At 61.4% G+C, this 11,145-nt stretch carries 9 protein-coding genes; 6 read left to right on the top strand and 3 right to left on the bottom strand.

The genetic code is table 11. From position 1 onward, the window contains the following. Positions 1-115: 115 nt before the first annotated feature. The gene (locus NW844_RS03005) at positions 116-1,102 is read left to right on the top strand and encodes a methyltransferase domain-containing protein (protein ID WP_414333352.1); all 987 of its coding nucleotides are present in this window, start codon (positions 116-118) and stop codon (positions 1,100-1,102) included. A gap of 6 nt (positions 1,103-1,108) precedes the next feature. Continuing rightward, entirely contained in the window at positions 1,109-2,353 is a 1,245-nt protein-coding gene (locus tag NW844_RS03010) for an FAD-dependent hydroxylase (protein WP_414333354.1), read from the top strand. On the opposite strand, the gene NW844_RS03015 is transcribed toward NW844_RS03010, so the two are convergent. The 3 genes from NW844_RS03015 to NW844_RS03025 all read right to left on the bottom strand — a co-directional run bounded on the left by NW844_RS03015 (position 2,323) and on the right by NW844_RS03025 (position 5,450). Further along, the gene (locus NW844_RS03015; RefSeq protein WP_414333356.1) at positions 2,323-4,038 is read right to left on the bottom strand and encodes a helicase HerA domain-containing protein; all 1,716 of its coding nucleotides are present in this window, start codon (positions 4,036-4,038) and stop codon (positions 2,323-2,325) included. The two genes, NW844_RS03010 and NW844_RS03015, sit on opposite strands and share 31 nt — an antisense overlap. 10 nt (positions 4,039-4,048) lie before the next feature. Further along, the gene (locus NW844_RS03020; protein WP_414333358.1) at positions 4,049-4,831 is read right to left on the bottom strand and encodes an Ig-like domain-containing protein; all 783 of its coding nucleotides are present in this window, start codon (positions 4,829-4,831) and stop codon (positions 4,049-4,051) included. Positions 4,832-5,081: 250 nt separating this feature from the next. Further along, positions 5,082-5,450: an AbrB family transcriptional regulator gene (locus NW844_RS03025; RefSeq protein ID WP_011432615.1), complete on the bottom strand. Its 369-nt coding sequence runs from the start codon at positions 5,448-5,450 to the stop codon at positions 5,082-5,084. Between the two features lie 332 nt (positions 5,451-5,782). Between NW844_RS03025 and coaBC the strand changes: the two genes are divergently transcribed. From coaBC to NW844_RS03045, 4 genes are all read left to right on the top strand, one after another. Continuing rightward, positions 5,783-7,012, top strand: a complete 1,230-nt coding sequence (gene coaBC, locus NW844_RS03030; protein WP_414333371.1) for a bifunctional phosphopantothenoylcysteine decarboxylase/phosphopantothenate--cysteine ligase CoaBC — start codon at positions 5,783-5,785, stop codon at positions 7,010-7,012. 119 nt (positions 7,013-7,131) lie between these two features. Further along, positions 7,132-7,902, top strand: coding sequence for a hypothetical protein (locus tag NW844_RS03035; RefSeq protein ID WP_414333360.1), 771 nt, complete (start codon positions 7,132-7,134; stop codon positions 7,900-7,902). A gap of 199 nt (positions 7,903-8,101) precedes the next feature. After that, positions 8,102-9,220 (top strand): calcium/proton exchanger, encoded by a 1,119-nt coding sequence (gene cax / locus NW844_RS03040; RefSeq protein ID WP_414333372.1) that lies wholly within the window; start codon positions 8,102-8,104, stop codon positions 9,218-9,220. A 23-nt stretch (positions 9,221-9,243) separates the two neighbouring features. Continuing rightward, the gene (locus NW844_RS03045; protein WP_414333362.1) at positions 9,244-11,127 is read left to right on the top strand and encodes a mechanosensitive ion channel family protein; all 1,884 of its coding nucleotides are present in this window, start codon (positions 9,244-9,246) and stop codon (positions 11,125-11,127) included. Positions 11,128-11,145 lie beyond the last annotated feature (18 nt).

Here is an 11,145-nt window from a genome sequence, read left to right on the forward strand (position 1 = left end):
GCGGCGCGGAGCGCTTGGGCACCTCTGGGAGAGGGGTTGGGGGTGAGGGTAGAGGCCCGGAGCGCTTGGGTCGGCGGCAAAGTGTCTTAATCTTGTTTGAAACGACTATAATCCGATGAATCCAATCCTCTGGGCTTTGAGCATAGCTCTGCTGCTGGCCGTGGGTCTGGCAGCCTACCTGTTGACTGCTCGCAAATACGAGTCTCCCGCATCCGTGGCTAAGTCTTACGACGAGTGGACCCGCGACGGGATCCTGGAGTTCTACTGGGGCGAGCATATTCACCTCGGCCACTACGGATCCCCGCCGCGGCGGAAGAACTTCATCCAGGCCAAGCACGACTTTGTCCACGAGATGGTGCGCTGGGGCGGGCTGGATCGGCTGCCGCCGGGGACGACGGTGCTGGATGTAGGTTGCGGCATCGGCGGTAGTTGTCGCATCTTGGCCCGCGACTACGGCTTTGTCGTAACCGGCATCACCATTAGCCCACAGCAGGTGCAGCGGGCCCAAGAGCTCACCCCCCCCGATCTGCCCGTCCGGTTTCAGGTGGCCGATGCCCTCAACCTGCCCTTTCCCGACGCCAGCTTTGATGTGGTCTGGTCCATCGAAGCGGGGCCCCACATGCCGGACAAGGCCCGCTACGCCAGCGAGATGCTGCGGGTGCTCAAGCCGGGAGGCATCTTGGTGGTGGCGGACTGGAACCAGCGGGACGACCGTCAAAAGCCCCTCAACTTTTGGGAGCGGCTGGTGATGCGGCAGTTGTTGGATCAGTGGTCGCACCCCGCTTTTTCCAGCATCGAGGGGTTTGCCGAACAGTTGCAAGCCACCGGGCTGGTGGAAGGGCAGGTGGAAACCGCCGACTGGACGCAAGAAACCCTTCCTTCTTGGCTGGATTCCATCTGGCAGGGCATTGTCCGTCCCGAGGGCTTGCTGAAGTTTGGCTTGGTAGGCTTGATTAAGTCGCTGCGGGAGGTGCCCACCTTCTTGCTCATGCGCCTGGCCTTCGGCACCGGCCTCTGCCGCTTTGGCATGTTCCGGGCGGTGCGGGCCGCCACGCCGGCAAACTCCGCCTCCCCAGAAGTAGTTGGCCACAGCACCCAATAAGAGACAATGACGATCCTTGCTCCCCCTCCGGATACCCTGGACGCCCTCTACGACGTGATCATCGTCGGCGGCGGCATTGCGGGCCTGACTCTAGCTTGTGCCCTGCAGGGCTCCGGCCTGCGCTTGGCCCTCATCGAGGCCCAGTCGGCTGAGGCAGTCAGGCAGCGCCCCTTGGCCTATGCCCTTTCGCCGCTGTCGATCCGCATCTTTCGGGCCATCGGGGTGTGGGAGGCGCTGGCTCCCCACATCACGCCCTTTGCCCAGGTGATTCTGACCGACGCCAACGCTCCCCAGCGGGTGACATTTAGGCCGGAGGATGTGGGGGAAACGGCGGTTTTCTACTGCGGCGAACATGCTCGGCTGCAGCAGGTGCTCCAGGAGCAAGTAGCCGCCGATCCCAAGATCACCTGCTACTACGAAGCCAGGGTGGAGAGGGTAACCTACGGGAAGGTTGCCGCCGAGGTAGAGCTGGAAATGACACAGGGCCGGCGCCGACTGGCCGCCGCTCTGGTGGTGGCTGCCGACGGCCTGCGCTCTCCCGTGCGGCAGCGGGCAGGGATCCCTAGCGACGGCTGGGACTACTGGCAGTCGTGTATCACCGCCCTGGTGGCCCCTGCCCAAGACCACCAAAACATCGCCTACGAACGCTTCTGGCCTGCTGGCCCCTTCGCCATCCTGCCCCTGCCCGGCAATCGCTGCCAGGTGGTCTGGATCCTGCCCCACGAGCAGGCCAAAGCCACGCTGGCCCTTTCTCAGGCCGACTTCTTGGCCGAGATGCAGCGCTACTACGGCGTCCAGGGCGGCTGCCTCACCTTGCTGAACCCGCCCCAAGTCTTCCCGGCCCGTCTGCGCCAGAGCCGCCGCTACTATCAGCACCGCTTGGCGTTGGTGGGAGATGCTGCTCACCACTGCCATCCGGTGGCCGGCCAAGGGCTGAACCTCGGCATCCGCGATGCCGCTGCCTTGGCCCAGGTGCTGTTGGCTGCTTGGCAACGGCACGAGGATCTGGGAGATGTCAAAGTCCTGCGCCGCTACGGTCGCCGTCGCCGTTGGGAAAACTGGCTGGTGCTGCTCTTCACGGATCTACTCACCCGCACCTTCTCCAACTCCTACTGGCCCCTGGTGGTCATGCGGCGCTGGATCCTGAGCGGGATGATGGCCTTTCCGCCCCTGCGCTGCTTTTTGCTGCGCCTGATGACTGGCTTGTGGGGAAGCCCTCCCTACAGCCCCAGTTCCTCCTTGGCCTTCTGAGCTGCCCAAAGCACCTCCGCATCGGCGGCCTGGGACCAGTCGGGATCGGCGATCTCGGCGTAGAACCTGGGGTCGTAGGAGCGGGTTTGCACCACCACCGGCATGGGCACGGCATGGCCGAGGATCAGGGCCTGCTGTTTGGAATCCAGCTTGGCCAGCACTGTTTTCAAGTTCTGGCTGCCGGCTACCCCTGTGAACACGGCCTCGATATCTTGGTCGTCGTTGAGGAGGGCCGTGATGCGGGTGCCCAACTGCGACATCACCTCGCTGTCGATACTGGAAGGGCGCTGATCCACCACCAGCAGCGTGACAAAGTACTTGCGCATCTCGCGGGCAATAGTGCCGAAAATGGTCTGCTTGGCCGCCCGCGGATCCAGAAAGCGGTGCGCTTCCTCGATGGTGATGCACAGTTGCCGGGGCCGGTCGAGGGGATTTTTGGACTGCAGGTACCGCTCTGTCTGCTGCACATAGGCCTGGTGGATGCGGCGGGTGATGACGTTGGCTGCCAACATGTAGGAGAGCAGGTTGGACTGGGATCCGAACTCGATGACCACGTGGATGCCGCGGCTGAGGGCCTCCAAGATCTCGCCGATGTAGTTGTGGGGCAAGCTGTTGCGGATGTACTTGAGGTCGTCGAGGCGGGTGAGCTTGCGCTGCAGGGCCAGGATCGAGGCCTTGTTGCCCATCTTCTGTTCGCAAAACTCTTGAACCTCGGCGTTGGAGAGGCTCAAGAGCCGGCTGATCCAGTCGCGGCCAAACTCGTTGCGCAGGATAATGGCGTTTTCCAGGCTGGCCTCCGAGAGGTTGAGCTCCTCCGCCAACAGGGCCAGATCTTCCACCTCGATCTGGTTGTAGGCAATAAACAGTTCGCGGGCATCCCGCACCCCTCGCCGCCGGGTGGAATCGGGATCCAAGGTATAGATTTGTACCTGGCCGGGGAAGAGCTGCCGCAGCCCCTTGACAGTGGTGGCCTGCCTATCCTCGCTGGCCGCCTCCCAGCCGTACTCGGAGTGCATATCAAAAATTAGGTTCACCGCCGCCCGTTTGCGGATGATGCCCGCCAGGAGCAGGCGGGCCAGAAAGGATTTGCCGGTACCGGACTTGCCGAAGATGCCGTTGCTGCGCTCCACCCAGCGATCCAAATCCAGGCAAATGGGCACCGCCATGTCCAAGGGCTGACCGATGGCGAAGTTGCGCCGAGTTGGGTCCTCTTCCCAGCCAAAGACGGTGCGAAAGTCCAGCTCCCGCGCCTCGTACACTTGGGAAAAATGGGCCGGCACCGTTTTCACCGGCAACAGCTCCATCGCCTCAGCACCAGGAAGGGCTGGGCCGCCATCTTCTGGCCGCTTGGGATCAATGAGGGGGTACAGCCTTTCCCCTTCCGTCTGCCGCGGCACCAACATCAGCATCGGCGTGAGGGCGATAACCCCGTAGGTGCCGGTACCTGCCAGCACCTCCTGCAGCAGGGTCTCTTCCGGGCGGGGGGGGTTGACCAGGATCTGGGGGTTGCTGGTTGCTAACGTAACGTCGGTGAGCAGACCGAAGAAGCGGTGGCGCTCCCCTTGAATCACCACAAACTTGCCCACCCGCAGGTCTTCTACCGAAACACCGGGGTTGAGGCGAGCTTCCAAGCCCCGACTCAGGGATCCCTGAATCACCGTGGCCAAAGGTTGGGAAGCGGTCATGGCGGTGAGACTAGTTCTGGGCACGGGCGCTGGTGCGGGGGGCGCCATCCTGCACGATCCAGGTGCGGACGATCTCCACCTCCTCCGGCGTCCAAAAGCCCAGACGGGAGAGGGGCAGCCCGCGGGCCTGGATGTAGGCGATCTCCGGGGATCCGCCGCGGGCCTGAGAGCGGTTGGGATTGTTGGCGTTGAGAATAGTGGCGTGGCGGCGCGTCCAGCGGGGATCGATCAACTCGCTCTTGGGATCCCCTGGCTTGACGTAGGCCAGAACCGCCTCGTAGCTATCCAGCAACTGGGTGCGCTGTCGCCCCGCCGGCTGGTGACAGCCGACACAACTGGCCTCCAGCAGCGGTTTGATGTCCCGCTCGTAGGTAAACTGCGGCTCGGTGCGAAAGCGCAGTTGGATGGCCTGCTCCAGCGGCAGCCCCTCTTGGGGGGCAATCGTAAGGGTGTAGTCGGTGCTGAAGCGCAAGGGATCTCGAGGCTTAAGCAACAACTCGTCTCCCTGCACGTCGAAAATGACCGCTGCCGGCGGCTCCAACTGAACCGCCAGCCGTTGTAGATTGGGATCCAGCGGTCGATCGAATTGCAGCCGAATGACTCCATCTATCAAAACATCCTGCTGTTCAGGGGCAGGTTGAGAAGAGACCCACTGTAAAGACGCATTCGACTGGGACCAAACCCACGGATGAGACCCGCTGATAAAGAACATTGCTGCCAACAACAACAGCCCCGCCCAAGTTCGCCACCGTCCCCAGTGGCGAAAGATATTCTGTACGGTCGGAGTGTTCATTGCCGCAGACCCAATTCTACTGTTGTCAGAATAGCGAACTTAATCCATGCTTCAGCCGTTGATGAGATACAGATCGTCAGGGATCCCCAGCGGATCATGAGGATCCCTTGTCTGGTAGAGTAGACGAACAATGAACGCCGGAGCAAAAAGAAGAGGCTGCTGCTCCCAAAGGCTGAAAATCATATTGAGGGCTTCACCCAAGCTGATAGGAGATCACCAGCAGGGAGAAGCAGTACAGGGAGACAGCCAATCAGTTGACGCGCTCCAGCTTGATGTTGTGGTGGCCCAACTTGATCTCGAACTCATCTCCGGGCTTGAGGCCCATCTTCTTGGTGTAGGCAGCTCCAATTAGGAGATTGCCATTCTTATGAACCGAAACCCGGAAGGTAGGAGCGCGGCCACGAGATCCATTTTCGTCACTGGCACCGAGATCCACGCCAACAGCCTTCAGCAGGGCATTGTTAAACTGCATCAGATTCACTCGCTCCTGACCATTCTTGGTGTAGGTGACATAGCCACAGGCGCGAGCTTTTTCCTTGCGATCCGCATTTCCCATTGAAGTTACTTTGTCGAGGAGCTCTTGGCCAGTGAGTGGTTTTGGTTTACTGGTTGTAGCCATATCAAGGTGGTTTTAAGGACAACAGTTAGTGTAGCCAGAAACAAACAGCGATTGCAATAGAGGTTCCTCCAATTCCTCTTTACCTTCCTATTAGAGAGAATAGGTTCGGCGGCTGCAATGGGATTGAAGGGTGATTGCGCAAAACAGTAGTGGAGAATTTTCTCTAGAGGCCAGAACCTGTGGGGGAGACTTTCGCGGAAGGGACAGGCCCTCAGGGCCAAGGGCATATAAAAGTGTCTTTGAGTGTCTCTAGACGCTGGATCCCCGCTGCGGCACCGGAGTTGAGCAAAAGCAGGGAAACTGGAAACAAGGCTGTTTGAGTGTCACTCGATATGGATCTCTTTTGGTCGGGACGGCGTCTTCTGGTTGGGGTGAGCGGGGGGATTGCTGCCTACAAAACGGCGGTTTTGGTATCTGCTCTGGCCCAGCAGGGGGCAGAGGTGAGGGTGGTTTTGACGAAAGCTGCAGAACAGTTTATCTCCCCGCTGACATTTGCCACCGTGTCTCGCCAGCCAGCTTTCACGGATGCCGAGTTTTGGCAAGCCACGCGGGGACGGCCGCTGCACATCGAGCTGGGGGAATGGGCCGAGGCTCTTCTGATTGCGCCGCTTTCGGCCAACACCTTGGGCAAGGTGGCCCAGGGGCTGGCGGACAATTTGCTCACCAATGTGGTTTTGGCTTGCCACTGTCCGGTGGCCCTGGCGCCGGCCATGAATACCCACATGTGGAAGGCTGAAGCGGTGGCCGAGAATTGGCAGCGGCTGCAACGGGATCCCCGCTTCTGGGCCTTGCCCACTGCCAGGGGCCGCCTGGCCTGTGATGCGGTGGGGGAAGGGCGTATGTTGGAGCCAGAGGCGCTGCAGGAGTATGTGCGGGCTCTGCTCTGGACAGGGGGGAAAAAAGACTGGCAAGGGAAGCGGGTGTTGGTGACGGCAGGAGGCACCCGCGAGCCCATCGACGCGGTGCGCTTTATCGGCAACCCTGCCAGTGGGCGGATGGGGGTGGCGCTGGCGGTGGCAGCCGCCTGTCGGGGGGCCGAAGTCACGCTGGTGCATGGGCCGCTGGGGATCCCCTTTGATCCAGCACCCTTCGCCATTCGGGCCATGCCGGTGGAGACGGCAGCCCAACTGGAGCAGGTTTTGCAGGCGGAGTTTCCCCAGGTGGATCTTTTGTGGATGGCTGCCGCTGTGGGGGATGTGCGCCCCGCCCAGGTTTACGCGGGGAAACTGCCAAAAGGCGATCTGCCCCCCATGCTGCCCTTGGAGCCTGTCCCTGACCTGGTGGCAGCCCTGGCCCGCCACCGACGTCCCGGTCAGCTTCTTATCGGCTTTGCCGCCCAGAGCGGGGATCCCCTCCCCTCAGCCAAGGAGAAGCTGCAGCAGAAAGGGCTGGACGCCATTGTGGCCAATCCCATCGACCAGCCGGAGAGCGGCTTTGGCAGCAGCCACAACCAAGGCTACTGGATCCCGCGGCAGGGCAGCCCAGAACGGCTGCCTTGGACAACCAAGGCCACCCTGGCCCACCGGCTGCTGGATCTGGCCCTGCAGCTGGAGCCGAGCTGACCCCGAGGCCTCACTGTTTTGGCTTCGTATCTCGGCTGCGAGGGTAACGGTTCTCCCGGCGATCGGACCAAAATCAGGCCAAAATCAGGTACCTTTGAGGCTAAGCGCAGAGGGATCCGATGGCGATCATCGTTTTGAAAGCCTGGTATTTGGATTCGGTGTTGTCTGCCTCCCAAGTTCAACAGAGGGCTCCCGATCTGCGCCTAAGCCGTACCGGCCTCTTGAAAACGGCGATGCGAGCCGATTTCCTCGACGATGTGGAGCAGGTGAAGGCTTCTGTCTGGTGGCAGCGCTACTTGGAAGGGGAGCTGGTGGAGTTTTACATCGAGGGCAGCGGCGCCTACAGCATCTCCAACCTCGATTTGATCAGCCGCGAGATCTACTTTAATAAGCGGGCCACCCTGAACATGACGGAGCCGGTCATCTACTTTTGTGGCCAAGCGGATTACCCCGACTCCAGCGCCACGCTGCACCAGGCGTTGCAGGCGGTGGTGGAGACCATTAACCGCCATCACCAACCGGTTCTTCCGCTGCAACTGCAGGGATCCCTGCCCAGCGAAAGCGAGACACCTCTAATCGACGCGGCCCTGATTCGCAAGCTCAAGCACGCGCTGCTGGTGGTGGCCGATGTCACCCCGGTGCAGGTGAATGGCCGAGGACGGCCTCTGCCCAGTCCCCAGGTCTGTTTGGAGTTGGGCTATGCCCTGCAAGCGAAGCGCCCCGAGCAATTGCTGCTGGTACAACTGCCCCGCGACGACATCGAGGGATCCTTTCCTTTCGAGGTGGAGGGCAGCAGTTTTTTGAAAATTGCCGATCCGCAGCGCCTGTCGGATCAATTGGGAGCCGAGATCGCCCGGCAGTTGCAGCGCAACCGGGTTATCTCCCTCTAGCCAGACGCACCTATCCAACTGCCCCTCGCAGCCGTTAGACTCTTGGAGATGGCCCCATCGGTGGGGGTACTGCTCTCCAAAACCCAAACGGCATCTATTGGCGCTCCCTTTTTGTGCAACCATGACTCTGGCTAATGCAAATTCTCTGGGTTCTCCGGATCGCTCTGCAGCAGGTTGGCAGAGAGGTTTGAACGGCCTGATGTTCCTGCTGCTGGCGGGAGTTCCTCTATCTTGGGTGGGGCACTTCCGAGGCTGGGATCCCAATCTGGTCTTCCTCTGTGCCGCCTTGGCGGTGGTGGCCTTGGCCAAGTTTATGGGTCAAGCCACCGAGGAGATTGCCGCCTTGACCGGGCCGACCATAGGGGGGTTGATCAACGCCACTTTTGGCAATGCGGCAGAATTGATCATCGGCTTGGTGGCGCTGCGGGCGGGGCTGGTGGAGGTGGTGAAAGCCTCGATCACCGGCTCGATCATCAGCAACCTGCTGCTGGTGGCCGGGCTGGCCATGTTTTTGGGCGGCATTAAGTTTCGCGAGCAGAGCTTTCGGCCCGAAGTGGCTCGCATGAATGCCTCGGTGATGAACCTGGCGGTGGTGGCCTTGATCTTGCCCAGTGTGGTCACCTATGCCGATGCCAACTTGGGAGCGCTCTCCATCCAAGAGCTGTCCACGGCGGTGGCTCTGGTGCTGATCGGGGTTTACGGCCTCACCTTGCTGTTTTCCCTCAAAACCCACAGTTACCTCTACGCTCTTCACGAGGCCGCAGCCGCAGAGAATGAGGCGGCCAATCGCCTGGCCCCCAATCCGGTTTTGCAGGCGGAGGGCTCCATTCCCCAAGTGTTGACGGCCCCGCCCGAGCAGCCTGGGCTATGGCCTTGGGTGTTGGCCCTTTTGGGGTTGACGGTGTTGGTGGCACTGGAGTCGGAACTGTTGGTGAGCACCTTGGAGCACACTCTGGAGCATTGGCACATTACCTCGCTGTTTATGGGGGTGATCTTGCTGCCGATCATCGGCAATGCGGCCGAACATGCGACGGCAATTACGGTGGCCATGAAAGACAAGATGGATCTCTCCTTCTCAGTATCTCTGGGCTCGACGATGCAAATTGCCCTGTTCGTGGCGCCCCTGCTGGTCCTGGCCGGTGACCTGCTGGGCCAGCCGATGAACTTTAACTTCGGCATGGTGGAGCTGGTGGCGATCGCCGTCTCGGTGTTGCTGGTCAACTCCGTCAGCAGCGACGGGCGCTCCAACTGGCTGGAGGGGCTGTTGCTCTTGGCCACCTATGCCATTCTCGGCATTGCTTTCTTCTTCTTAGATTGATGGAAGAACTTTAGCATCGGCTCATGCCGCACAATCTGCAAGCTTCAAGTAGATCGAGGCGGGGAACAGCGGGATCCCTGCTTTGGCCGCTCCTTTTTTTCGGCACTTCCCTCGCCCTATCCCCGGCCATCGAGCCGGCATGGGGTCAGGAAACTTCTCAAAACAACGGCACCGCCTCCAACCTGCCTTTGCTCAACCGCTTGGATGCCCTGGAAGAGCTGCGGCAGGCGCTCAGCCTGCCCACCACCTCCATCCAAACGGAGGCCGTGACGCTGGATGGGCGGCGGCTGTTTTTGGTCGCCGCGCTGCAGGGGGATCCCGGCAGCGTGCCGCCGGTGTCGCAGCGGGCCCGCTCCATCGAACAAACCCTGCGCCAGTTGGCCCAGTCGGGCCTTGACCCGGAAACACTGCGGGTGGAGGTCGTCCTCGACAGCCAAACCAATCAGCCGGTGATCCGGGTGAATGGACGCCATTTGATGACCATCACCTCTCTGGATGCTCAGCTTCAGGGCAGCCAGCCGATGGATTGGGCCGAACAGGTGGCGGGCATTGTCGAGGAGGCCCTGCGCACCTGGCAGCGGGAGCGACAGCCCCAGTTTTTGCGCCGCCAAGCCCTGATAGCCCTCGCCATTCTGGCAGCAGCGGCAAGCCTGAGCCGGCTTTGTCAACGAGAACGACGACGGCTGCAGCAAAAACGCGATGCCCTGCAGGCGGAGTACCAGGCCATCCAAGCAGAGGTGCAGGAGCGCCTCCAGGGGGAGCCGGGCGAGGATCCCGTCTTGGTCGAACAACAGGCAGGGCGCAAACGGCAGGCATCCTATTTGGAGCTGCACATTCGTCTGCTGCGCCTGGTGCAGGTTGGCCTGTGGACGGGCGGCGTTGGGGTGAGTTTGGGCCTTTTCCCCCAAACACGACCCTTGCAAACGTTTCTCCTGGTCTCGCTGCGCGGCCCTCTGCTGCGCTTGGCAGGGGTGGGCCTGGCGACTTATGGCAGTGTTTGGCTGAGCAGCCTGCTGCTGGACGGCCTCTTCGCCGCCTTGCGCCAGGAGCAGTGGCAAAATGCCCCCACCTATCGCCTCAGCAAACGCCTCAGCACCTTTGCCGGTGTCTCCAAAGGAGTGACAGCCACCGCGCTGGTTTTGCTGGGATCCCTGGTCGGCTTGGCCTCGGTGGGGGTGAATATCGGCCCTTTGGTGGCCAGCCTGGGCTTCATCGGGCTGGGGATTTCCCTGGCTGCCCAGGATTTGATCAAAGACGTGATCAACGGGCTGTTGATTTTGCTGGAAGACCAATTTGCCGAAGGAGATGTGATCGTGGTGGATGGGCGGGGCGGCCTGGTGGAACATATGGATCTGCGGCTAACCCAGTTGCGCAACACCGAAGGCAGCCTGATCTCCATTCCCAACAGCGCCATTCGGGTGGTGGAGAACCTCTCCAACGGCTGGTCGCGGGTGGATTTGGGGATCGTGATCGCCTACGAAAACGACCTGGAACAGGCCATCCGCATCACCGAGCAGGTGGCGCTCCAGATGTACCGGGAGCCGGCTTGGCGGGACAAAATCCTCGAGCCCCCCGAGATGCACGGCGTCGATGACCTGGGGGAGCGGGGGATCACCCTGCGCATCTGGATCAAAGTGCAGCCCCTACAGCAGTGGCGGGTGGCGCGGGAATATCGCCGTCGCCTCAAGCATGCCTTCGACCAAGCCGGGATCCGGATTCCGTTTCCGCAGCAAACCCTCTGGTTCCACAGCCCCTTGGAGATGCGCATCCAGGGCCTCAGCCCAGAGGAGACCCACCGCCTGCTGCGCCTGATGGAGTCGCGGCTGGAGGCCCGTCCGCGGGAAAGGGATCTTGATCCAGAAGACCTCACAGACCAGGTTCCTGCCGAGGGTCTTCATCGCCCTTAGCCGCCCGGCTGGCCTGCA

The sequence above is a fragment of the Synechococcus sp. H55.2 genome, from assembly GCF_047462495.1.
Taxonomy (GTDB): domain Bacteria; phylum Cyanobacteriota; class Cyanobacteriia; order Thermostichales; family Thermostichaceae; genus Thermostichus.